19 protein-coding genes and 1 tRNA gene are annotated in these 23,838 nt (G+C 71.2%); 14 read left to right on the forward strand and 6 right to left on the reverse strand.

Features of this window, described 5'->3' with window-relative positions; genetic code table 11:
- Nucleotides 1–21 precede the first annotated feature (21 nt).
- Entirely contained in the window at nt 22–1,326 is a 1,305-nt protein-coding gene (locus tag AC3ANN_RS06075; RefSeq protein WP_488340094.1) for an MFS transporter, read from the reverse strand.
- A 42-nt stretch (nt 1,327–1,368) separates the two neighbouring features.
- Nucleotides 1,369–2,829 carry a sugar porter family MFS transporter gene (locus tag AC3ANN_RS06080; RefSeq protein ID WP_488340095.1) on the reverse strand — a complete coding sequence of 487 codons (1,461 nt, stop codon included), beginning with the start codon at nt 2,827–2,829 and terminating at the stop codon, nt 1,369–1,371.
- Between the two features lie 69 nt (nt 2,830–2,898).
- Here AC3ANN_RS06080 and rsmA point away from each other — a divergent pair, with 69 nt between their 5' ends.
- The gene (gene rsmA / locus AC3ANN_RS06085) at nt 2,899–3,741 is read left to right on the forward strand and encodes a 16S rRNA (adenine(1518)-N(6)/adenine(1519)-N(6))-dimethyltransferase RsmA (protein ID WP_488340096.1); all 843 of its coding nucleotides are present in this window, start codon (nt 2,899–2,901) and stop codon (nt 3,739–3,741) included.
- 103 nt (nt 3,742–3,844) lie between these two features.
- Nucleotides 3,845–4,774: a phosphodiesterase gene (locus tag AC3ANN_RS06090; RefSeq protein WP_488340785.1), complete on the forward strand. Its 930-nt coding sequence runs from the start codon at nt 3,845–3,847 to the stop codon at nt 4,772–4,774.
- On the opposite strand, the gene AC3ANN_RS06095 is transcribed toward AC3ANN_RS06090, so the two are convergent.
- Entirely contained in the window at nt 4,710–6,317 is a 1,608-nt protein-coding gene (locus tag AC3ANN_RS06095) for a stealth family protein (protein WP_488340097.1), read from the reverse strand. The two genes, AC3ANN_RS06090 and AC3ANN_RS06095, sit on opposite strands and share 65 nt — an antisense overlap.
- 240 nt (nt 6,318–6,557) lie before the next feature.
- Here AC3ANN_RS06095 and mgrA point away from each other — a divergent pair, with 240 nt between their 5' ends.
- The 4 genes from mgrA to AC3ANN_RS06115 all read left to right on the forward strand — a co-directional run bounded on the left by mgrA (nt 6,558) and on the right by AC3ANN_RS06115 (nt 11,954).
- Nucleotides 6,558–7,625: an L-glyceraldehyde 3-phosphate reductase gene (gene mgrA / locus AC3ANN_RS06100; RefSeq protein WP_488340098.1), complete on the forward strand. Its 1,068-nt coding sequence runs from the start codon at nt 6,558–6,560 to the stop codon at nt 7,623–7,625.
- Nucleotides 7,622–8,551 carry a 4-(cytidine 5'-diphospho)-2-C-methyl-D-erythritol kinase gene (locus AC3ANN_RS06105; protein WP_488340099.1) on the forward strand — a complete coding sequence of 310 codons (930 nt, stop codon included), beginning with the start codon at nt 7,622–7,624 and terminating at the stop codon, nt 8,549–8,551. The genes mgrA and AC3ANN_RS06105 overlap by 4 nt, the downstream gene beginning before the upstream one ends.
- Nucleotides 8,552–8,602: 51 nt before the next feature.
- On the forward strand, nt 8,603–9,967 hold the full coding sequence (locus AC3ANN_RS06110; RefSeq protein ID WP_488340100.1) for a GNAT family N-acetyltransferase: 1,365 nt from the start codon (nt 8,603–8,605) through the stop codon (nt 9,965–9,967).
- A gap of 178 nt (nt 9,968–10,145) precedes the next feature.
- Nucleotides 10,146–11,954, forward strand: a complete 1,809-nt coding sequence (locus tag AC3ANN_RS06115; protein WP_488340101.1) for an ABC-F family ATP-binding cassette domain-containing protein — start codon at nt 10,146–10,148, stop codon at nt 11,952–11,954.
- Between the two features lie 12 nt (nt 11,955–11,966).
- Here AC3ANN_RS06115 and AC3ANN_RS06120 read toward each other — a convergent pair whose 3' ends face one another.
- Entirely contained in the window at nt 11,967–12,470 is a 504-nt protein-coding gene (locus tag AC3ANN_RS06120; RefSeq protein ID WP_488340786.1) for a MarR family winged helix-turn-helix transcriptional regulator, read from the reverse strand.
- A gap of 75 nt (nt 12,471–12,545) precedes the next feature.
- Here AC3ANN_RS06120 and AC3ANN_RS06125 point away from each other — a divergent pair.
- The 8 genes from AC3ANN_RS06125 (at nt 12,546) to AC3ANN_RS06160 (ending at nt 21,509) form a co-directional block, all read left to right on the forward strand.
- Nucleotides 12,546–12,617: transfer RNA gene (locus AC3ANN_RS06125), tRNA-Gln, on the forward strand.
- Between the two features lies 1 nt (nt 12,618).
- A complete protein-coding gene (glmU, locus tag AC3ANN_RS06130) occupies nt 12,619–14,091 on the forward strand; it encodes a bifunctional UDP-N-acetylglucosamine diphosphorylase/glucosamine-1-phosphate N-acetyltransferase GlmU (RefSeq protein ID WP_488340102.1) in 1,473 nt (490 codons plus the stop codon).
- Entirely contained in the window at nt 14,066–15,100 is a 1,035-nt protein-coding gene (locus AC3ANN_RS06135) for a ribose-phosphate diphosphokinase (protein WP_488340103.1), read from the forward strand. Before glmU ends, AC3ANN_RS06135 begins: the two co-directional genes overlap by 26 nt.
- 51 nt (nt 15,101–15,151) lie before the next feature.
- Nucleotides 15,152–17,881 carry a cation-translocating P-type ATPase gene (locus AC3ANN_RS06140; RefSeq protein WP_488340104.1) on the forward strand — a complete coding sequence of 910 codons (2,730 nt, stop codon included), beginning with the start codon at nt 15,152–15,154 and terminating at the stop codon, nt 17,879–17,881.
- A gap of 61 nt (nt 17,882–17,942) precedes the next feature.
- A complete protein-coding gene (locus AC3ANN_RS06145; RefSeq protein ID WP_488340105.1) occupies nt 17,943–18,407 on the forward strand; it encodes an FMN-binding protein in 465 nt (154 codons plus the stop codon).
- 3 nt (nt 18,408–18,410) lie between these two features.
- On the forward strand, nt 18,411–19,373 hold the full coding sequence (locus AC3ANN_RS06150; RefSeq protein ID WP_488340106.1) for an FAD:protein FMN transferase: 963 nt from the start codon (nt 18,411–18,413) through the stop codon (nt 19,371–19,373).
- A gap of 17 nt (nt 19,374–19,390) precedes the next feature.
- Nucleotides 19,391–19,942 (forward strand): MOSC domain-containing protein, encoded by a 552-nt coding sequence (locus tag AC3ANN_RS06155; RefSeq protein WP_488340107.1) that lies wholly within the window; start codon nt 19,391–19,393, stop codon nt 19,940–19,942.
- A gap of 1 nt (nt 19,943) precedes the next feature.
- On the forward strand, nt 19,944–21,509 hold the full coding sequence (locus AC3ANN_RS06160; protein ID WP_488340108.1) for an FAD-dependent oxidoreductase: 1,566 nt from the start codon (nt 19,944–19,946) through the stop codon (nt 21,507–21,509).
- On the opposite strand, the gene AC3ANN_RS06165 is transcribed toward AC3ANN_RS06160, so the two are convergent.
- Both AC3ANN_RS06165 and AC3ANN_RS06170 read right to left on the reverse strand, forming a co-directional pair.
- Nucleotides 21,503–23,098 (reverse strand): sensor histidine kinase, encoded by a 1,596-nt coding sequence (locus tag AC3ANN_RS06165; RefSeq protein WP_488340109.1) that lies wholly within the window; start codon nt 23,096–23,098, stop codon nt 21,503–21,505. The genes AC3ANN_RS06160 and AC3ANN_RS06165 overlap by 7 nt on opposite strands.
- Nucleotides 23,095–23,823 carry a response regulator transcription factor gene (locus AC3ANN_RS06170; protein WP_488340110.1) on the reverse strand — a complete coding sequence of 243 codons (729 nt, stop codon included), beginning with the start codon at nt 23,821–23,823 and terminating at the stop codon, nt 23,095–23,097. Before AC3ANN_RS06170 ends, AC3ANN_RS06165 begins: the two co-directional genes overlap by 4 nt.
- Nucleotides 23,824–23,838: the final 15 nt, after the last annotated feature.

Genomic DNA, 23,838 nt, shown 5'->3' on the forward strand with positions numbered 1-23,838 from the left:
AGCGGGCGGACCCCCGCGGCTTCAGTCGATCAGCGGGAACCCGCCGGCGCCCGGCTCGTCCTCGCGGCGGGTCTCCTCCGCTTCTTCGGCATCGAGCACCGGCTTGGCGGCCGCGATGTTCGAGATCGATCGCCACACCAGCGCGAGGGTGATCGCCGCCCCGGCGAACGCGAACCACCAGGGCGCCGTCAGTCCCCAGGTCTGCGCGAGGATGCCGCCGAGGAACTGGCCGATCACGAGTCCGCCGAAGACGCCCACCATGTTCACCGACGCGATGCGGCCCTGCAGCTGGAGCGGCACGAGGCGCTGACGGACGGTCGTCGAGATCGTGCCCCACACGAACGCGTACAGCCCGAATCCGAACATGAGGACGAAGGCGACCGCCGCCGACGTGGTGAACGCGAAGGCGAGGTGCATGAGCGCCTCGAGGGACAGACACACGCGCATGAGCGTCGCGAAGGAGATGTGACGCTCGAGCCAGCCGAAGCTCGCGATCGCGATCAAGCCGCCGATCGCCGACGCCGTCGTCAGCGCGCCGTACCCGACGGGACCCATATCGAGGTGCTCGGTCGCGTAGAGCACCAGCACGCTCCACGGCGCCGCCCACGTGACGTTGAAGGCGAGGATGATGATCACGAGCGTCCGCACCGGCGGGTTGCGGCGCAGCCAGCCGAGCCCCTCGCGGATCGCGTGGCTCTTGCTCCTGGGGGCTTCGGCATCGTGCCGCGGTATCGGCGTGCGGGCGATCCGCGAGATGAGGAGCACGGCGAGCGACACGCACAGCACCTGCAGCAGGAACGGCCAGAACGACCCCACAGCGAACAGGAACGCCCCGAGCGGGGGACCGGCGAGCTGGTTGCCGACGAGGTACCCGGCCTGCATGCGGGCGTTGCCGATGCCGAGATCGGTAGGACGCACGAGCATCGGCAGCAGCGTGCTCCCGGCCGAGTCGGCGAACACCTCGGCCGTGCCGTAGAGGAAGGCCGTGGCGAGCACGATCCACACGTTCGCGGTGCCCGTCACGAGGAACGCGACGAGTCCCAGCACGATCACTGCGCGGATGCCGTTCGCGAGCATGACCAGACGTCGCCGGTCGTGATGGTCGGCGACGGCCCCCGCGAGCAGCCCGAACAGCAGCCAGGGGAGGAACTGCATCATCGCGCCCGCGGCGACGAGAAGCGGCGACGACGTCATCGACGCGATGAGCAGCGGCGCCGCAGAAAGTGCGATTCCGTCGCCGAGGTTGCTGGTCCACGACGAGGCGAGCAGCCACCGGAAGTCCGTTCCGAGCCGGCGGGGTGCGATCAGTTCGCCGAGCGAGGGCATCCCGCCATCCTATGAGCAGACGGCGACGCCGGCGTCGCCGTGTCAGGCCGTCGGCGCGGCGGCCTTGCGCACGAAGAGGGTCTCGGTCTGCTCGATGTCCATGCCCTTGGTCTCGGGCACGCGCCACGCGACGTACACGAACGAGAGCGCCGCGAACACGGCGTACATGCCGTAGGTGAGCGGCAGCGACCACGCCGACATCGCGGGGAACGAGATCGTGATGAGGAAGTTCGCGATCCACTGCGCGCCGGCGGCGACGCCGAGCGCCTTGCCGCGGATGCGGCTCGGGAAGATCTCACCGAGCAGCACCCACACCAGCGGCCCCCACGACGCGCCGAAGCCGACGACGAACACGTTGGCGGCCACGAGCGCGATCGGACCCCACGGGGCGCCGAGCGACACGGCGCCCTCGGCATCCGTCGTCGCGAACACGAACGACAGCGCCATGAGGCCGAGCGACAGCGTCATCAGCACCGAGCCCGTCAGGAGGATCGGCTTCCGCCCGACGCGGTCGACGAGGAAGATCGCGACGAGCGTCACGAGCACGTTCGTGACCGACGTCAGCACGCTGATGGTGAACGAGTTGCTCTCGTCGAATCCGACGGACTGCCACAGGCTCGTGGAGTAGTAGAAGATCACGTTGATGCCGACGAACTGCTGGAACACCGACAGGATGATGCCGACCCACACGATGCGCTGCAGGCCGAGCACCGGGCCGCGGATCGAGACGCCCGCGTTGCGGCGGTCGGTCTCGATCGTGGTCTGGAGGTCGCGGATCGTGTGATCGAGGTCTGCGGGCGGCACGAGCCGCGCGAAGATCTCGCGGGCCTCGTCGATGCGGCCCTTCGCGATCAGGTAGCGCGGCGACTCGGGAACGGTGAACGACAGGATGCCGTAGACCGCGGACGGCACGACGCCGACGATGAACATCCACCGCCAGGCCTCGAGCCCGAGCCACAGCACGTTGTCGGCGCTGCCGGCCGTGTTCGCGAGCAGGGCGTCCGACAGCAGCGCCGAGAAGATGCCGATCGTGATCGCGAGCTGCTGCAGCGATGCGAGACCGCCGCGGATCTGTCGCGGCGCGATCTCGGCGATGTAGGCGGGCGCGACGACCGAGGCGATGCCGATGCCGAGGCCGCCGATGACGCGCCACGCGGCGAGGTCCCACGCGGCGAACGCGAGGCCCGAGCCGAGCGAGCTGACGAAGAACATGACGGCGCCGAGGAACATCACCCGCAGGCGGCCCCAGCGGTCCGAGAGGTTGCCGGCGATCACGGCGCCGACGGCGCACCCGAGCAGCGCGATCGCGACGACGAACCCGGTGATGACCTCGTTGAGCGCGAAGTCCTTCGAGATCGAGTCGACGGCGCCGTTGATCACCGACGAGTCGAAGCCGAAGAGGAAGCCGCCGACCGCGGCGGCGACCGAGAGGCCGATCGCGCGACGCCCGTAGGTGCTGCGCAGCGAGAAGGCGTCGGCGGGGATCGAGCCGGTCGTGTTCATGACGGTCACGCTAGCGGGCGTGCGGCGCGCGAGCGAGGGTCGTCGCCCGCGCGTCGGTACAGTGAACCCATGCCCGTGACACTCCTCGGCGCGGCCGAGATCCGCGCGCTGGCCGCCGAACTGGATGTCACGCCGACGAAGAAGCTGGGCCAGAACTTCGTCGTCGACGCGAACACCGTCCGCAAGATCGTGCATGTCGCCGAAGTCGCCCGGGGTGACCGCGTGGTGGAGGTCGGGCCGGGTCTCGGGTCCCTGACCCTCGCCATCCTCGAGGCCGGGGCATCCGTGACCGCCGTCGAGATCGACCACCGCCTCGCCGAGCGCCTGCCCGCCACGGCGGCCGCGCACGGCGTCGCCGATGGAGCGCTGACGGTGGTCGACGCCGACGCGCTGCGGATCACCGAGCTTCCCGGCGATCCGGCGGTGCTCGTCGCGAATCTGCCGTACAACGTCAGCGTGCCGGTGCTGCTGCACTTCCTGGAGACGTTCCCCTCGCTCGAGCGCGGCGTCGTCATGGTGCAGGCCGAGGTCGGGGAGCGGCTCGCCGCACCACCCGGGTCGAAGGTCTACGGCGCGCCGAGCGTCAAGGCGGCGTGGTACGGCCCGTGGCGCCTGGCGGGCACTGTGTCGCGTCAGGTGTTCTGGCCCGTCCCGAACGTCGACAGCGTGCTGGTGGGGTTCCGCCGCGACCCCGAGCCGCGCGGCGACGAGACGCTCCGCCGGCGGACGTTCCAGATCGTGGATGCCGCGTTCCAGCAGCGGCGCAAGATGCTCCGGCAGGCGCTGGCCGCGGTGCTCGGCGGCACGGCCGCCGAGGCATCCGTCATCCTCGAGCGTGCCGGCGTGGCCCCCACGGCCCGCGGCGAAGAGCTCTCGATCGACGACTTCGTGCGGATCGCGCGCGCGGCGTGACGCCGCGGCTTCATCTCCCGTTCACCGTGTTGCCAGGGTCGATGCGCGTCAGCGGGATAGCCTGCCGACAGATCCCGGCATGCGAGACGAGGAAGACGACACGATGCGCAGCGCGGAGTACCCCGCACCCGATCGGGTGCTGCTGCACCTGAGCGACACCCACCTGCGGGCCGAGGGTTCGCGGCTGTTCGACCTGGTCGACGGTGCGGACAGGCTCGCCCGCGCTCTTGAAGCGATCACGGACAGCGGCATCCATCCCGACGCGATCGTGTTCACGGGCGATCTCGCCGATCTGGGCGAGGCGGATGCGTATGCCGACCTGCGCTCGCTCGTCGAGCCGATCGCGGCGGGGCTGGGAGCGCCCGTGGTGTGGGTCATGGGAAACCACGACGACCGCGCCGCATTCCGAACGGTTCTGCTCGACGAGCCGGCGGACGCACGACCGGTCGACCGTGTGGACGAGTTCGACGGGCTGCGGCTGGTGACGCTCGACTCGACGGTGCCGGGTGCGCATCACGGGGAGGTCTCTGACGAGCAGCTGAGCTGGCTCGCCGACACCCTCGCGACACCGGCCCCCCTCGGCACGATCCTCGCCATGCACCACCCGCCCGTGCCGAGCGTGCTGCCCCTCGCAGCCAGCGTGGAGCTGCGCGATCAGGCTCGCCTCGCGCGCGTGCTGCGCGGCACCGACGTGCGCGCCATCATCGCCGGGCACCTGCACTACTCCACGTTCGCGACGTTCGCCGGCCTCCCGGTGTCCGTCGCATCGTCCACGTGCTACGCGCAGGATCTCACGGTGCCGACGGGGGGAACCCGCCCGCAGGACGGCGCCCAGGCGTTCAACCTCGTGCACGTGTACGACGACACGGTCGTGCACTCGGTCGTTCCGGTCGAGGTGCCGCGCACGCTCGAGCACATCGATGCCGTCGAGGCGCGCAGGCGCCTGATCGCCGCCGGTGTGCGACCTCTCAGCGCGACCCGGCGGGACGAGCGCTCGGATGCGCCGACCGAGCCGATAGCTCTGATTCGCTGAGGGCGTTCTCGTCAGGGCGCTCCCATGGTGCGCGTACTGGGAACATGCGCTCGAGGAGCCCGCGGATCGCACGCACGCGGATCTGCTCCGGCACCTCGGTCTCTCCGCCGTCGTTGAGGCAGAACATGTCGATGTCGGTGCGTTCGGCGAGGCGATCCATACGAGGCAGCGAGGCGGCCAGCGTCGTCTGGATGTACCGCACGCGGGGTCGCCGTGTGCTCACCGCGCGGCCGGTCATCAGGGCGTAGTAGTGGTACAGGCTGTTGGTGACCGAGATGTCGGTCGCGGAGCGGAACCGCGACGCCGCTGTGCGGGCGAAATCCGCGGGGAACTGCCGCTCCAGCTCGGCCATGACGCTCTTGCGCAGCGGCGCCGCGCAGTGCTCGAGATCGCGCACGATGGTGCGCCCGAAACGCTCACGCAACAGTGCGCGGTTCACCCGCAGACCGTTGTCGTGGCCGCTGCGGTGGGGTGCGGGGGCCCCCGCGCCGATGCGCACCTCGCACTCGACGAACTTCGTGACGCCGGCAGGTGTGAAGAACAGCTCCGGCTCGAGCAGCCGCCCGAAGAACATGTCGTCGTTCGAGTACAGGAAGTGCTCGGCGAGCCCGGGGATGCGGTGCAGCTGCGCCTCGACGGCGTGCGAGTTGTGGGTGGGCAGCGAGGAGGGGTCGGCGAAGAACTCCTCGCTGCGGACGATCGTGACACGCGGATGGTCGAGCAGCCATGCCGGCGCCGGGGAGTCGGTCGCGATGAAGATGCGACGCACCCACGGCGCGTACATGTGCACGCTTCGCAGCGCATAGCGGAGTTCGTCGACGTGGCGGTAACGCGCCGGAGCATCATCACCCTCGCCGACGACGTACTCCGCCATGCGAGCGGCGCGCTGCCGCTGGAAGTCGCTGGACGAGCCGTCGACCCACGAGAACACCATGTCGACGTCCTCGGTGAACTCGCTCGGCTGCGGGTCGAACATGCCGGCGATCGTGCGCCACACCCTGCCGTACCGCTCGACCGTGGTGTACGACAGATCTGCGCGCGGCGTCATCCGTCGTGTGAGGGCGTTGTCGCTCGGCGCCTCGACGATCTCGCCCTGCAGTCGCCAGAACTCCACGCGTGCTCCCAGCGACGATCCGTAGCGCAACGCTCCGTTGCGCGTGATCCTCGGCCGGTACACGCGCACCGCGGACGGCTCGGCGCCCGGGACGGCTGCCGTGCTGGCGAGTGCCGGCGGGCGGCCCTTCGCCTTGACGTACACCGGCTCGCGGTCGCACAACGCGCCGATCGCGGCGAAGGCGGCGTCGCGCGCGGCCACATCCACGACGAGGGCCGGCACGACCCGGTCGTGACGGATCAGCGTGACCTCGATGCCGGCGTCTTCGATGGCCGAGGCGACGAGGAGGAGATCGTCGATGCGGGCCTGCTGGGGAGTCACCGTGTCATGGATCACGTGCAGCGCTCCGTGATCCAGGACCACATCGCGGCGATCGAGCAGTTCCGACCACGGGTCAGGCTGCGACGGGACGACCGACAGAGAGGGCATCGAAACCTCCTTCACGACGAGGATGGGCAGTCCGGCGGGGGATGCCGGCGAGAAACGGGGCGCGGGAGCTCCGCGACGACCGGCCGGAGATCCGGACAACCGGTGTGGTCATACTAAGCACCTTCTATGACCAGGAGATTTCGGGGCGGGGGTCTTCCCAAGCCGGGCCTCGATGGTGTAGCGCTTCTGTTTCGGCCGCGGTGACCTGCGCTCCGCGCGCGACGTCGCTAGCCTGGACCGGTGACCGACCCGCAGCGCTACCGTTCCCGTGGTGGAGACCTCCACCGTCCCTACACCGCCTCTGACGACCGCTACGTCGGCTCCGACTTCCGCCGCGTGGGCACGTCGGGCCTGACCCTGCCGCCCGTGTCGCTCGGGCTGTGGTGGAACTTCGGCGACAACATCCCCTTCGAAAACCAGCGGGCGCTGCTGCGTCACGCGTTCGACAAGGGCATCACCCACTTCGACCTCGCGAACAACTACGGTCCGCCCTACGGCAGTGCCGAGACCAACTTCGGCCGCATGATGCGCGAGGACTTCGCCCCATACCGCGACGAGCTCATCCTGTCGTCCAAGGCCGGCTACGACATGTGGGAGGGTCCGTACGGCAACGGCGGCTCGCGCAAGTACCTGATCGCCAGCGCAGAGCAGTCGCTGAAGCGCATGAGCGTCGACTACGTCGACATCTTCTACTCGCACCGCGTCGACCCCGACGTGCCGGTCGAGGAGACGGTCGGCGCGCTGGACACGCTGGTGCGGCAGGGCAAGGCGCTCTACGTCGGCATCTCGTCGTACAGCGCCGAGCGCACGGCGGTCGCGGCATCCGTCGCCCGCTCGCTCGGCACGCCGCTCGTGATCCACCAGCCGGCGTACTCGATCCTCAACCGCTGGGTCGAGGACGGGCTGACGGGCGTGCTCAAGCAGGAGGGCATGGGCGCCATCGCCTTCACGCCTCTCGCGCAGGGCCTGCTGACCGACAAGTACCTCGGCGGCGGTCCCGCCGAGCGCGCGCAGCAGCGCGGATCGCTGCCGAACGGCACGCTGTCGGAGCAGGGACTGGCGACGCTGCGGGGCCTCGACGTCATCGCCAAGGAACGCGGTCAGTCGCTCGCGCAGATGGCGATCCAGTGGGTGCTGCGCGATCCGGTGGTCGCGTCGGCGCTCATCGGCGCGTCGCGGCCGGAGCAGCTCGACGAGAACCTCCGCGCCCTCGAGGGCCCTGCGTTCTCGACCGAGGAGCTCGAGCGCATCGACGCACTGTCGGACGGCATCGACGTCGATCTCTGGGCGGAATCGGCGAAGCGGTGAGCCAGGCTCTCGCCGCCGAGACGGTCCGTGTGCGGGCCCCCGGCAAGCTCAACCTCTTCTTCGAGGTCGGCGGCGTGCAGCAGGACGGGTACCACGACGTCGCGTCGGCATACCAGGCGGTGTCGCTCTACGAGGACGTGTGGGCCACGCCCTCCGACGAGTTCACCGTGGCGATCTCGGGCACGGTCGATGTGTCGGAGGTGCCCGCCGACGATCGCAATCTCGCGGTGCGGGCGGCGCGGCTCCTCGCGCAGCGCATCGGGTACGAGGGGGGCGTGCACCTCGACATCGTCAAGCACGTCCCGGTCGCAGGCGGCATGGGCGGCGGGTCGGCGGATGCCGCAGCCGCTCTCGTCGCGTGCGACGCGCTGTGGGGGGCCGAGCTGGGAGGGGCCGAGCTGCACAAGCTCGCGGCTCGGCTGGGCGCCGACGTGCCCTTCGCCCTCATGGGCGGCACGGCTGTCGGGACCGGCCGCGGCGACCAGCTCAGCCCGGCGCTGGCGAAGGGGCGCTTCGACTGGGTCGTCGTCCCGTCGAACGAGGGTCTGTCGACGCCCGAGGTGTACGCGCACCTCGACGCGCTCCGTGCGCGCCCCGACATCGCGGTGGTGCCCGGCACACCCGATGTCGATCCCGCGGTGCTGCACGCTCTGCGCGCCGGCGACCCGGTGGCCCTCGCCGAGCACACCCGCAACGACCTGCAGATCGCAGCGCTGTCGCTGCGACCCGAGCTGCGAGAGACCCTCGAGCTCGGCGAGAGTGCCGGAGCCCTCGCGGGCATGGTGTCGGGGTCTGGCCCTACGCTGGCTTTCCTGGCCGCCGACGCCGAGTCGGCGCTCGAACTTCAGATCACGCTGTCGGCCGCCGGGTACGAGGCGCTCCACGTGCACGGCCCGGTCGCCGGTGCGCGCGTGGTGCCCGCCTGACCGGTCGCCCCACGCCCTGCCGAGACAGTACGCACGAAGGAGAACGACGCGATGAGCACGCCCGAGACCACGGTTGAGAAGACCGTCCTGACGACGGCCGGTGAGGCCGAACGCGCCGCGTTCCGCGCCGGACCGGTCGACGAGCAGTCGCGGGAGCGGCTCGCCTCGGGCGGCCTGGACTACCGCCGCGTCGAGGTCGACGGCGACGCGTTCCCTTCGTGGCTCCAGGTCGTCGCGCGCGGCTTCCAGGACGGCGAGCGCAGCGCCGAGCAGGTCACGGCGTCGCAGGAGCGGAGCGGCTACCGCCGGGTGACCGGCGTCTACGATGCGGTCTCGCCGGTACCCGAGGCTCCGGTCGCAACCATCGCATCGTGGCTCGGCGAGCTGACGGTGCCCGGCGACGCGACGATCCCGTCGTGCGCGATCTCGGCCGTGACGGTCGCACCGACGCACCGGCGTCGCGGCATCGCGCGGGCGATGCTGGAGGGCGAGCTGCGCGCCGCCGACGCCGCGGGCATCCCGATGGCGATGCTGACCGTGAGCGAGTCGACGCTGTACGGCCGCTACGGGTTCGCCCCGGCCGCCCCGGCGGCTTCGTGGCGCATCGAGACCAAGCGCGCGCAGTGGATCGGCCCGCGTCCGGACGGCCGCGTCGATTTCGTGCCGCGCGAACGGCTGCGCGAGCTGCTGCCCGTCGTGCACGAGCGGGTGCGCATGCGCGTGCCCGGTGAGATCGACGTGCCTGCCGGTCACTGGGACAATATCGCCGGCACGCGTCCCGACGCCGAGAAGGCCGGAGACAAGCGCGCGGTGCAGTACGCCGACGCCTCGGGCGAGGTGCGCGGTCTCGCGGTGTACGCGGTGCGCGAGAACCACGACGACTTCACCAAGGCGACGGTCACCGTGCACTACCTCGTCGCCGAGACCGACGACGCGTACGCGGCCCTGTGGCGCTTCCTGCTCGAGCTCGACCTCGTGGCCGAGGTGCACGCGGGCGAGCTGTCGGTCGACGAGCCGCTGCTGTGGATGATCGCCGACCAGCGCGCGGCGACCGTGACCGTCCGCGATCACCAGTACGTGCGGATCCTCGACGTCCCGGCGGCGCTCGAGGCGCGCCGGTACGCGACGCCCGGTCGCCTCGTGCTCGACGTGGCCGACCCGCTCGGCATCGCCGAGGGCCGCTACCTGCTCGACGTCGCAGCCGACGGGTCGGCGGGGGTGACTCGGGTCACGGGCGGCGCGCCGGACGGCGCCGTCCAGGTGGCGCTCGGCATCACCGAGCTCTCGGCGGCCTACCTGGGTGGCGTGTCCCTCGCGACTCTCGCCGCCGCCGGTCGCGCGACGACGACGGATGCGTCGACCGCCGCCCGCATCCTGTCGTGGCACGTCGCGCCCCGCCTGAGCATCTGGTACTGACCCGCCGGCTGCTGCCCGCTCCTGCTCGCCCGGATGCGAAAACACCAGTCCGTCGCCCGACACGCCGGGCCTCGGCATCCGTCGTCGGCGTGTCGCGGTGGTCGGCTGGTGTTTTCGCAGCTGTCGAGGGCGAGCGGCGGCACGGCGGAGGATGCGATGCGCCTAGCCTTGAGGGGACATGGCACATCTGCTCGGGGCTGAAGCCCTGCACCTGGAGTTCCCGACGAAGGTCGTCTTCGACCGCGTCTCGCTCGGAATCGACGAGGGCGACCGCATCGGCGTCGTCGGCCGCAACGGCGATGGCAAGTCGAGCCTGCTCGCGATGCTCGCGGGCCGGCTCGAGCCCGACTCCGGGCGGGTCACGGTGCGCGGAGGCGTCCTCGTCGGCGTGCTCGACCAGGCTGACACCCTCGACGATCGGCTGACCATCGCCGAGGCCGTGGTCGGAGACCGCCCCGCGCACGATTGGGCCGGCGACGCCCGCACGCGCGACGTGATCGCGGGGCTTCTCGGCGACCTCGACTGGGACGGACCGGTCACGGGGCTCTCGGGCGGGCAGCGCCGCCGCGTGGCCCTCGCCGCGCTCCTCGTCGGCGACCACGACGTGATCTTCCTCGACGAGCCGACCAACCACCTCGACGTCGAGGCGATCGCGTGGCTCGCCGACCACATCAAGCGGCGCTGGCCCGCGAACCAGGGCGGGCTCCTCGTCGTGACGCACGACCGTTGGTTCCTCGACGAGGTCTGCACGGCGACCTGGGAGGTGCACGACCGCATCGTCGAGCCGTTCGAAGGCGGCTACGCGGCGTACATCCTGCAGCGGGTCGAGCGCGACCGGCAGGCCGCGGCGATCGAGGCCCGCCGCCAGAACCTCGCCCGCAAGGAGCTCGCGTGGCTGCGCCGCGGCGCACCGGCGCGCACGTCGAAGCCGAAGTTCCGCATCGACGCCGCGAACGCGCTCATTTCGGACGTCCCCGAGATCCGCGACAAGACCGAGCTGCAGTCACTCGCCGTCTCGCGGCTCGGGAAGGACGTCGTCGACCTCCTCGACGCGTCCGTCGCGTACGACGGCCGCGAGGTGCTGCATCCGGTCGAGTGGCGCATCGCGCCGGGGGAGCGCACCGGAATCCTCGGCGTCAACGGCGTGGGCAAGTCCACGCTCCTCGGGCTCGTCTCGGGCGACGTCGAGCCGACCTCGGGTCGCGTCAAGCGCGGCAAGACGGTCAAGGTCGCGACGCTGTCGCAGCGTCTCGACGAGCTCGAGGACCACCTCGACGACCCGGTGCGCGTCGTCATCTCGCGTCTGCGCACGACGTACACGTTCGGCGCGGGCACCAAGGCCCAGGAGCTCACACCCGGCCAGCTGCTCGAGCGGATGGGGTTTCAGAGCGCCCAGCTGTCGACGCCGGTGAAGGACCTCTCGGGCGGGCAGAAGCGGCGCCTGCAGCTGTTGCTGATCCTGCTCGAACAGCCCAACGTGCTGATCCTCGACGAGCCGACCAACGACCTCGACACCGACATGCTCGCCGCGATCGAGGACCTCCTCGACTCATGGCCGGGCACGCTCCTCGTGGTCTCGCACGACCGCTACTTCATCGAGCGCGTCACCGACCAGCAGTACGCGATCCTCAGCGGCCATCTGCGCCATCTCCCCGGCGGCGTCGACGAGTACCTGCGCCTGCGCGAGCGCGAGCGGTCGGCTCACGAGACCACGAAGGCTCAGGATGCCGCTGCTGCGGCATCCGTCCTGCCGGCGTCGTCGCTGACCGGCGCCGACCTGCGCGCGGCGCAGAAGGAGGTCACGGCGCTCGAGCGGCGCCTCGAGAAGCTCGAGGCCCAGATCGCCGCGGCGCGCACCGCGCTCGCCGACCACGACCAGTCCGACTACGTCGGCCTCGGCGCCGAGATGGCGAGGATCGCCGAGCTCGAGAGGGAGCGCGACGCGGTCGAGGAGCGCTGGTTCGAGCTCACCGAGCAGCTCGGCTGATCGGTCGCCCGCTCACGCGGTGGTGTCGAACCCGAGGCTGAGCTTGCGCAGGAGGCCTGCGAGGCGCTCGCGGTCGCTGCGCGACAGCGCGTCGAGCAGCAGGGCCTCGGCGTCGACGAGGCGCGTGATCGCGGCATCCACGCGGATCCTCCCCTCGTCGGTGAGGGTCACCAGGATGCTGCGGCCGTCGCCGGGATCGGCTTCGCGGCGCACGAGCCGGCGGCCGACCAGCCGGTCGATGCGGTTGGTCATGGTGCCGCTCGAGACCAGCGTCTGCTGCAGCAGCTGCTTGGGACTCAGCTGAAAGGGCTCGCCCGCGCGGCGCAGCGCCGACAGCACGTCCCACTCCCACGGCTCTAGGTCGCTGCGGCGGAAGGCGTCGCGACGCGCCCGGTCGAGGTGGCGCGACAGGCGGTCGACGCGCGAGAGCACGCCCAGCGGCGAGAAGTCGAGGTCGGGGCGCTGGCTCGTCCAGGCCTCCACGATGCGGTCCACCTCGTCGCCCTGGGCGCTCATCGACCGTGCCGTCATCCCCCCATTATGGTTCTGGCAGACTTGACGGGCGGCTTCCGGGTCTCCGGACGGCCGCGGTCCGCCGTGGTGTAATGGCAGCACGACAGCCTTTGGAGCTGTGAGGTCTAGGTTCGAGTCCTGGCGGCGGAGCATGACCGAGACCTCCTCATCCCGTCTGGCCGTCATCGTCCTCGCGGCAGGCCAGGGCACCCGCATGAAGTCGCGGCTCCCCAAGGTGCTGCACCCGATCGGCGGCCGACCGCTCGTGGGCCACGTGCTCGACACCGCGCTGGCCCTGGAGCCCGAGCGGGTCGTGGTGGTCGTGCGCCACGAACGCGACCTCGTGGCGGGTGCCGTGACGGAGGCCGCACCCGGCGTAGTCGTCGTCGACCAGGACGAGATCCCCGGCACAGGCCGCGCCGTCGAGGTCGCGCTCGACTCGCTCGACGCCGGATTCGAGGGGGACGTCCTGGTGCTCAGCGGCGATGTGCCGCTGCTCGAGGCCGACACGCTCGCGGCGCTGCTGCGCACCCACCGCGACGCCGCCGTCGCCGCGACGGTGCTGAGCGCCACCCTCGACGACGCCACGGGCTACGGCCGCGTCATCCGCGATGCCGACGGCACGGTGTCGCGCATCGTCGAGCAGAAGGATGCCACCGAGGACGAGGCATCCGTCACCGAGATCAACGCCGGGGTGTACGTCTTCCAGGCGCCCGCGCTGCGCGCGCACCTCGCGCTCGTAGGCACCGCGAACGCGCAGGGTGAGAAGTACCTCACCGACGTGGTGGCGCTGCTGCGCGCGTCGCGGCTCGCCGTGGCTGCTTCGCCGGCTCCGGATGCCGCAGCAGCCCTGGGCGTCAACGATCGCGTGCAGCTGGCGGAGGCGGCGCGACTGCTGAACGGGCGCACCGTGCGCCGCTGGCAGCTGGAGGGCGTGAGCATCCAGGACCCCGCGACGACGTGGATCGACGTGCGGGCGACGCTCGCACCCGACGTGACCGTGCTGCCGAACACCCACATCCTCGGGGCGACGACCATCGCCGAGGGCGCGACGGTCGGCCCCGACACGACTCTGGTCGACTGCGAGATCGGCGCGGACGCCGTGGTGCGGCGCACCGACGGGACCCTCGCGGTGATCGGCGTCGGCGCTTCGGTCGGCCCGTTCGCGTACCTGCGCCCCGGCACCTACCTCGGCGCGGACGGCAAGATCGGCACGTTCGTCGAGGTCAAGAACTCCACGATCGGCGAGCGCAGCAAGGTGCCGCACCTCTCGTACATCGGCGACACCACGATCGGCACCGGCGTCAACCTCGGCGCGGGGGCGATCACCGCCAACTACGACGACATCGCAAAGCACCGCACAGAGATCGGCGACGAGGTGCACACCGGCTCGCACAACGTCTTCGTCGCGCCCGTTAGGCTGGGGAACGGCGCGAAGACGGGAGCGGGGGCGGTCATCCGCAAGGATGTGCCCGCCGGCGCACTCGCTCTCAGCGTGGCCCCTCAGCGCAACGTCGAGGGGTGGGTCGAGAAGAACAGACCGGGTACGGGCGCTGCGGACCTCGCGGCGAAGGCTCGGTCCGCACAGAAGGCGGACGATGGGGCGCAAGAAGAAGACCGTTGAGCTCGACCGCGCGAACGACATCGCCCCCGGGCTCGTCGCCAAGACGAAGAAGCGCCTCGTCATCGCGCGAGGGAGCTCGCATCCCGAACTGGCTACCGAGGTCGCCGCGCAGCTGAGCACCGAGCTCGTGCCCACCGAGTACCGCACGTTCGCGTCGGGCGAGATCCTCACCCGGTTCGAGGTGTCGATCCGCGGCTGCGACCTCTTCCTCATCCAGAGCTTCGGACCGCCGGTCAACGAGTGGATGATGGAGACCCTCATCATGCTCGACGCGGCCAAGCGGGCGTCGGCGAAGCGCATCACCGTCGTCGCGCCGTACTTCCCGTACTCGCGGCAGGACAAGAAGGGCCGCGGTCGCGAGCCGATCAGCGCGCGCCTGGTCGCCGATCTGTTCAAGACCGCCGGCGCCGACCGGGTCATGAGCGTCGATCTTCACGCCGCGCAGATCCAGGGCTTCTTCGACGGCCCCGTCGACCACCTGTTCGCCAAGCCGGTGCTGCTGGAGTACTTCGAGCGCACGCTGAGCGCCGAGGACCGTGAGCGCCTCACGGTCGTCTCGCCCGACACCGGGCGCGTGCGCGTCGCCGATACGTGGTCGGACAGCCTGGGCGCGCCGCTCGCGATCATCCACAAGCGCCGCGACCCGAACGTCGCCAACCAGGTGACCGTGAACGAGATCGTCGGCGCCGTCGACGGCCGTGTCTGTCTTCTCGTCGACGACATGATCGACACCGGCGGCACGATCGTGAAGGCCGCCGAGGCGCTCAAGGCCAACGGCGCTGTCAAGGTGATCGTCGCCGCGACCCACGCGATCTTCAGCGATCCCGCTGCGCAACGCCTGCAGAGCGAGGCGATCGACGAGGTCGTCGTGACCGACACCATCCCGATCCCCGACGAGAAGCGCTTCCCGACGCTGACGATCCTGCCCATCGCGCCGCTGCTCGCGCGCGCGATCCACGAGGTGTTCGAAGACGGCTCGGTCACGAGCATGTTCGACGGGGCCGCCTGACGACCAGAAGACGGCGGGGACCACGCCGCGGCGGACGGGGACGGAGAGCGCATGACGCAGCCGCTGACAGAGGCCCGGCTCACCGTCGCCCGCCCATGGGCGCTCCCCGCGGACGACGTGCTCGCGCAGCTGGACGCCGACGCGTCAGGGCTCACGCGGGATGACGCGGCGCGTCGCCTCGACCTCGCGGGTCCGAACCGGCTCCCCGAGCCGGTGCGGAAACCCGCGATCCTGCGCTTCCTCGCGCACTTCAACGACACCCTGATCTACATCCTCCTGGGCGCTGCCGTCATCAAGGCCCTGATGGGGGACTGGCTCGACTTCTGGGTGATCATGGTCGTCGCGATCATCAACGCCGTCGTCGGGTTCATCCAGGAGGGCCGCGCCGAGAAGGCGCTCGCCGGGATCCGCGGGATGCTGTCGTCCGAGGCGAGCGCGCGGCGCGACGGCGGCTGGGTCACGGTGCCGGCAGCGGATCTGGTGCCCGGGGACGTGGTGCGCCTCATGCCCGGCGACAAGGTGCCGGCCGACCTGCGGCTGCTGCAGGCGTACCAGCTGCGCATCGACGAGGCGGCGCTGACGGGCGAGTCGGTGCCCTCGTCCAAGTCGACGGATCCCGTGGACCCCGACGCGGGCGTCGGCGATCGCCGTCCGATGGCCTTCTCGGGCACGATCGTAAGCGCCGGCCAGGGCCGGGGAGTCGTGACCGCGACCGGAGCCTCGACCGAGATCGGCCGCATCCAGAGTCTCGCCGACGAGGCGGGGACGCTCGCTACGCCGCTCACACGCCAGCTCGACGGCTTCGGCCGGATCCTGACCGTCGTGATTCTGGGGATGGCCGCGATCATGCTCATGATCGGGCGCTTCCTGCACGGGATGCCGTTCGACGAGCTGGTCTCGGCCGCCATCGGCTTCGCGGTCGCGGCGATCCCCGAGGGTCTTCCGGCGCTCGTCACGATCACGCTCGCGATCGGCGTGCAGCAGATGGCTCGCCACAACGCCATCACGCGCAAGCTGCCGGCCGTCGAGGCGCTCGGATCGGTGACGACGGTGTGCTCCGACAAGACCGGCACGCTCACGAAGAACGAGATGACCGTGCGGCGCATCGTCACGCCGGTCGGCGAGTACGACGTCACCGGCCTCGGCTACGTGCCCGAGGGCAGGATCGTCCCCGTCGACGGCGGCGACGCGCGCGGCGGGGATCTCGCCGCGATCCTCGCGGTGGCGACGCTGTGCAACGACGCGCACATCGTCCGCGGGGACGACGGAGCATGGAGCCTCGTGGGGGAGCCCACCGAGGGTGCGCTGAAAGTCGCGGCGATGAAGGGCGGGGTCGCCGGCACCGGGAGCCGCCGAGTCGCGGTGATCCCCTTCGACTCGGCGAACAAGCTGATGGCCACGCTCAACGAGGGGTCGACGGGCTCTCGCGGGCTGCTGGTGAAGGGCGCACCCGACCGGCTCCTCGAGCGATCGCTCACGCAGCGCGGTGCGAACGGGGCGGAGCCGCTCGACCTCGCGCGCTGGGACGCCGCGATCGCCGAGCTCAGCGCGCAGGGACTTCGCGTGCTCGCGGCCGCACGCAAGCCGGTGCGCGCCGACACCGAGTCGTTCGCGCTCGACGAGCTGGTCGACCTCGAGTTCCTCGGGGTATGGGGCATCGTCGATCCGCCCCGCCCCGAGGCCGTCCAGGCGATCGCGGACTGTCACACCGCCGGCATCCGCGTGAAGATGATCACGGGCGACCACGCCGGCACGGCGCTCGCGATCGCCCACGAGATGGGGCTGGCCGGCGCCGATGCCGAGGTGCTCACCGGCGTCGAGCTCGAGGCGCTCACGCAGGAGCAGCTCAAGGCGGTCGTGCGCGACGTCGACGTGTACGCGCGGACGAGTCCCGAGCACAAGATCCGCATCGTCCGAGCGCTGCAGTCCCACGGCGAGGTCGTCGCGATGACCGGGGACGGCGTGAACGACGCTCCTGCGCTCACGCGCGCCGACGTCGGCATCGCGATGGGCATCAAGGGCACCGAGGCGACCAAGGAGGCCGCCGAGTTCGTCCTCGCCGACGACAACTTCGCCACGATCCGCGATGCGATCGCCGAGGGCCGTCGCATCTACGACAACCTGCGCAAGTCGATCGTGTTCCTGCTGCCCACCAACGGCGCCCAGTCCCTCGTGATCCTCGTGGCCGTCGTCTTCGGGCTGGCGCTGCCGCTGACGAGCGTGCAGGTGCTGTGGGTCAACATGGTGACCGCGGTCACGCTCTCGCTCGCTCTGGCGTACGAGCCGGCCGAGCGCGGCATCATGCGCCGCCCGCCGCGACCGACCGGCGGACCCATCATCGACGGCCGCGAGCTCGGCTTCATCCTCGTGGTGTCGATCCTGATCGGCGGTGCGGCGATGGGCGTCTTCTACGGCGTCGCGGCGGCCGGCGCCGACATCGAGGTCGCGCGGACCGAGGCGGTCCTGATGCTGGCGTTCGGTCAGCTCGCGTATCTGTTCAACTGCCGCTTCCTGTCGCGTTCGAGCTTCACCGTCGACGTGCTGCGCGGCAATCGCGCCGTGTGGTGGTCGGCCGGCGCCTTGATCGTGCTGCAGCTGATCTACACATACGTGCCGTTCATGAACGTGCTCTTCGAGTCGCGGCCGCTCGACGCGGCATCGTGGATCCTGCCGCTCGCGGTGTCGGTCGTCGTCTTCCTCGCCGTCGAGGCGCTCAAAGCGGTGCTGCGTGCGCGGGGATCGAGGTCGCAGTCGACGGACACGCTCAAAGGCATCTCATAGGCGTGCTTGCGACCATGAGGTACGACGCATCGCGCCGCCCCCACGAGCCAGGAGGACCGTCATGATCCGCACCGCACTCGCCTCTCACCCCGCACGCGCCGCGGCCGCGCTCAGCGCCGTCGCCGGCGTCGCGCTGCTCGCGGGATGCGTGCCGACGGGCACCGCCGCCGAAGACACCTCGACGGGGTCGGGATCGGGACCCACGGACTCCACCGGTTCCGGGGCCGGCACGTACACCGACGGCACCTACACGGCCGACGGCTCGTATCAGACGCCCGAGTCGGTCGAGACGATCACCGTCACGGTCACGCTCCAGGACGACGTGATCACCGCCGTGGAGGTCGTGGGCGACCCGCAGAAGCGCGAGTCCGAGCAGTACCAGGGCGAGTTCATCGGCGGCATCGCGGAGGTCGTCGAGGGCCAGGACATCGACGACATCCAGGTCAGCCGCGTCGCGGGATCGTCGCTCACCAGCGGCGGCTTCAACGACGCGATCGAGAAGATCAAGGCCGAGGCGGCGGCCTGAGCCATGCCGGACGGTCCGGCTCCGTGGCGGTTCGGGGCGATCGGCACGACCTGGGAGATCGTCACCGACGCCCCGCTGGATGAGGTCGCACGGACCGAGATCCGCGCGGTCGTGGACGCCTTCGATCGCACGTGGTCGAGGTTCCGCGACGACTCGACGGTGCACGCGCTTGCACACGACCCGCAGGCCGTGCCCGCCCCGCCCGACGCGGCGCCCATGCTGGATGCCTTCGCGGCACTCTCCGACGCGACCCACGGCGCCGTGAACCCGCTCGTCGGCGCATCGCTCGAGCGTCTCGGCTACGACGCGGACTACTCGCTCCGCGACCACCGGGCCGACCAGGGCGCGCTGCCGGCACCCGGCAACTGGCGCGACCTCGTGACGTGGCGCGGCGGCACCCTCGAGGTGCGCGAGCCCGTGCTTCTGGACGTCGGCGCGATCGGCAAGGGGCGGCTCGTGGACCTGGTGCTCGCGGTGGTCGAGCGCGCCGCGCCCGGTGACGCCATCGTCGACGCCGGCGGCGATCTCGTCGTGCGGGGAGCTCCGCAGCGCATCGGGCTGGAGCATCCCTTCGACCCGCGTCGCGCGATCGGGGTGTGGGAGGTGGCGGATGCCGCGCTGTGCGCATCTGCCACGAACCGGCGTGCGTGGCCGTCGGCGACGGGAGCCTCGCTGCATCATGTGCTCGACGCGCGCACCGGGCTGCCGGTCCAAACGATCGCGGCGACCTGGGCGGTGGCGCGGGACGCGATGACGGCGGACGCCGTCGCGACCGCGCTGTTCTTCGACGGCGGCACGCGCCTCGCGCACGAGTGGGGCGTGGATTGGGTGCGCATGATGACCGACGGCCGCGTCGAGTGGTCGCCCGGATGCCGCGCCGAACTGTTCGTGCGAGGGGTTGTCGGACCCGGCACCTCGCGCGGTGCGCAACCGATGACCACCGCCCGGACCGACCCCGCTCCGTGACCGAATAGCCTGGAACCGTGACCGACTCCGCCGCACGGGTCGTCGCGGTGGCCCGCGACGACGAGCATCGATTCAGCAAACCGACGCGGGACAGCATCACGCTCCTCGCCGGGATCGGCGTCGAGGGCGACGCGCACGCGGGCACCACGGTGCAGCACCTCTCACGCGTGCGGCGGGACCCGACCGCGCCGAACCTGCGGCAGGTGCACCTCATTCACTCCGAGCTCTTCGACGACATGGCCCGTCGCGGCCACGCCGTCCCGCCCGGAGGACTCGGCGAGAACATCACGACGACAGGCGTCGACCTGCTCGGGCTGTCGCGCGGCACGCGCCTCGAGATCGGCGACGAGGCCGTGATCGAGATCACCGGACTGCGCAACCCGTGCGTCCAGATCAACGGCCTCTCGGACGGCCTCATGAAGGAGCTGGTGCACGTCGACGACGACGGCGAGACCGTGCGCCTCGCCGGCGTCATGTCGATCGTCCTGCAGGGCGGCGCCGTCCGTCCGGGTGACGGCATCCGTGTCATCGCGCCCTTCGGTCCCTACGAGCCGCTTCAGGCGGTGTGACGTGCTGAGCACCCTCACCGCGGCGTGGAACCGCGTCTTCGCCGTGCTCGGCCGCGTGTCGATGTACCGGCTGGTGTACCTCGCGCTCGCCACGCTCGCGGTCATCTCGCTGCTGCTGTCCTTCTTCGACCTGGTCGGTCCCGACCCGCTGCAGCTGGTCGCGACCCTCGTCGTGCTCGTCGTCGTGTGCGCGGGGGTGGATGCCGCGGCGCAGCGCGTGCTCGCACTGCCCTGGCGCGTCGAGTCCTCGCTCATCACGGCGCACATCCTGCTGTTCGTGCTGCGTCCGACGCTCGAGCTCACCGAGCTCGCGGGTGTCGCGATCGCGGGTGCGGTCGCCTCCCTGTCGAAGTACATCCTGGCCTGGCGTGGCCGCCACATCTTCAATCCGGCGGCGGTCGGCGCGACCGTGCTGACGCTGCTCAGCATCGCGTGGCCGGCGCTCGGCGCGTCGTCGTGGTGGGTCGGCACGCCCGCGCTCGCCGGCCCGGTCATCGTGCTGGGCGTCGCGGTGCTGGTGCGCACCGAGAAGCTGAGGGTCGTCGCCGGGTTCGTCGTGATCGCGGTCGCCGTCGCGGTCGTGCGCGTCTCGGTGCAGTATCAGGAGGCCGGGCAGGACATCGAGCTGCTCGAGATCCTGTGGCCCGTGCTGTGGTCGTCGCCGTTCCTGTTCCTCGGCGCGTTCATGCTGTCGGAGCCGCTCACGCTGCCGCCGCGCCGCTGGCAGCAGTTCACGGTCGCCGCCGTCGTCGGCGTCCTCGCGGGCTGGCCGATCCCCGTCGGCGACGTCACGCTCGGCCAGGAGCGCGCGCTCCTCGTCGGCAACCTCGTCGCGTTCGCCTTCGCGCTCCGCACGGCGGTGCGGCTGACGCTCGTCGCGCGGGCGCAGCCCACGCCTACGGTGCGCGAGCTGACCTTCCGCGTGCAGGACAGGCTGTCGTTCCGGCCCGGGCAGTACCTCGAGCTCGAGGTCCCGCACCGGCACCCCGATGCGCGCGGCACCCGCCGCGAGTTCAGCATCGCGTCGGCGCCCGAGGACCTGCCCCTGCTGAAGGTCGCGTTCAAGGACGGCGACGGCTCGAAGCCGCAGAGCTCGTTCAAGAAGGCGCTCGCCGTCGTGGGCGAGGGCGACCGGCTCGCGATCACCGGGGTGTGGGGCGACTTCCTGCTTCCGACCCGCGACACCGCGCCGCTCCTGATGGTCGCGGCAGGCATCGGGGTGACGCCGTTCGTGTCGCAGCTGCGCCACGCGCGCCTGGCGGGCCAGGACCGCGACATCGTGCTGGTCTACGTCGCGTCGGATGCCGGGGAGCTGGCGTATCGCGACGAGATCGAGGCATCCGGAGCCCAGGTGATCGTGTTCACCCGCAACCGGCCCGAGGACCTCCCCGCCCACTGGCAGTGGGCGAAGGGCGTGCGCCTCGATGCGGACGGTCTGCTGCGGGTGGTGCCCGACATCGCGGCGCGGCACGCCTACATCTCGGGCCCCGCGGCGCTGATCGCCGACCTCGCCCCCGCGCTCGAGCGCGCCCGCTCCATCACCACCGACGCCTTCAGCGGCTACTGATCCGGCGCGGGCGCCGGATCGGCCGGCCGCGCGGGCAGGCGCACCTCGAACGTCGTGTCGCCCGGCTCGCTCGCCACCGAGATCGAGCCGCCGTGCGCTTCGACGATCGCGCGGGCGATCGACAGCCCGAGGCCCGTCCCGCCGGTCTGCCGTGCGCGGGACTTGTCGCCCCGCGCGAATCGCTCGAACAGCTCCTCCTTGATCCTCGGATCGATCCCGGGCCCGTCGTCGTGCACGCGCAGGACGGCGCTGCCTCCCTCGCGCGTGACGCTCACCGTCACCGTCGTCCCCTCGGGGGTGTGCGTTCGCGCGTTGGCGAGGAGGTTCGCGGCGACCTGATGCAGGCGGCCGGTGTCTCCCGCGACCAGCACGGGCTCGTCGGAGATGTCGAGCACCCAGGTGTGCGCGGGGCCGGTGGGTCGCGCATCGGCGACGGCGTCGATCACCAGGTGCGTGAGGTCGACGGTTCCGAAGACGAGCTCCTGCCCCTCGTCGAGACGGGCGAGCAGCAGCAGGTCCTCGACGAGCGATGTCATCCGCAGCGACTGCGCCTGGATGCGCTCGAGGGATTCCTCGGTGTCCCCGATGGTCGCGGCGTCATCGCCGTCCTTGCCCGTTCCCTTGGAGCGGCCTCCGTCTCCCTGAGCCTGTCGGAGCGCGCGGAGGGAGAGCTCGGAGTACCCGCGGATCGAGGCGAGCGGCGTGCGCAGCTCGTGGCTCGCGTCGGCGACGAACGTGCGCATGCGCTCCTCGTTGCGCTGGCGCACGGCGAGCGAGTCGTCGACGTGGTCGAGCAGGGTGTTCAGGGCCTCACCCACGCGGCCGACCTCCGTGCGGGGGTCGGCCTGCGAGGACGGCACGCGCTCGGGAATCGACACGGCGCCGTGGTCGAGCGGCAGCCTCGCGACGCGCTCGGCGGTGTCGGCGACGGAGCGCAGCGGAGCGAGTCCGGCGCGGATCGTCCAGGCCGTCGCGGTCCCGAGGAGGATGAGGCCGCCGGCGGTGAGCAGGGCGATCGTGGTGAGCATCTGGGCGAGGGTCGTGGTGACGTCGGAGCGCGAGAGCCCGACGATCGCGAGGGAGTCGCCGATCGGCACCGGCTCGACGCGGAACGTTCCGACATCGTCGATCGACACGACGAGCTGGTCGCCCTGCTCCCGGCTGAGACCCACGCGCACCTGGTCGATCTGATCCTCGGTGAGCGCGACGACGCCGTCATCGGTCGTGACGGCCGCCGTCGGCGCGCTCGCCGGCGTCTGGACGGCGAGGAAGTACCCGGGCAGCTGCGGCTGCTCGGTGAGGATCTGCTCCGCCGGCAGCCCCGCCGCCACAAGCGACCGCAGGACGACGGACCTCCCCACCGCGGAGTCCACGCGGACCTCGAGCTGCGCTTCCAGCACCTGGCCGAGGATCGCGCTGGTCGCCACCGCGACGAGGACGAGGATGAACGAGGTGATCGAGACGACCGTCGCGATCAGCTTGCGCTGCAGCGTCCACGGCGCGCGCCGGGGAAGCGGGTGAGGGGTCTCCGCCGCCGCGGCGGGTCGGGCATCCGTCGCGGTCCTGCTCGCCGCAGCCTCCGGCGTCATTGCGGGGCCTTGATCATGTACCCGACGCCGCGCACGGTGTGGATGAGGGGCTCGCGGCCGGCGTCGATCTTCTTGCGCAGGTACGAGATGTACAGCTCGACGACGCTCGAGCGCCCGCCGAAGTCGTAGTTCCACACGCGGTCGAGGATCTGCGCCTTCGACACCACCCGGCGCTGGTTGCGCATGAGGTAGCGCAGCAGCTCGAACTCGGTCGCCGTCAGCTCGATCTCGTCGCCGCTGCGCTCGACCTCGTGGCTGTCCTCGTTGAGAGTCAGATCGCCCACGCGCAGGATCGGCTCGGCGCCGGCGGCGTGCGCGGTGCCGGCGCGGCGCATCAGGCCGCGCAACCGCGCGACGACCTCCTCGAGGCTGAACGGCTTCGTCACGTAGTCGTCGCCACCGGCCGTGAGACCGGCGACGCGGTCTCCCACGGCGTCCTTGGCGGTGAGGAAGAGCACGGGGACGTCGTCGCCCGACTGCCGCAGCCGCTGCAGCACAGCCATGCCGTCGAGGTCGGGCATCATGATGTCGAGCACCATCGCGTCGGGTCCGAAGTCGCGCGCCGCCTGCAGCGCCTCGAAGCCCGAGCCCGCCGTCCGCACCTCCCAGCCCTCCATGCGCAGCGCCATCGACAGCAGGTCGGTGAGCATCTGCTCGTCGTCGACGAAGAGGACGCGCAGCGCGGAGCCGTCGGGGCGGTGGAGAGCGGGCGCAGGGGTGGTCATGGGTCCCATTGTGGT

This window comes from Microbacterium sp. STRO-2N (genome assembly GCF_057747775.1).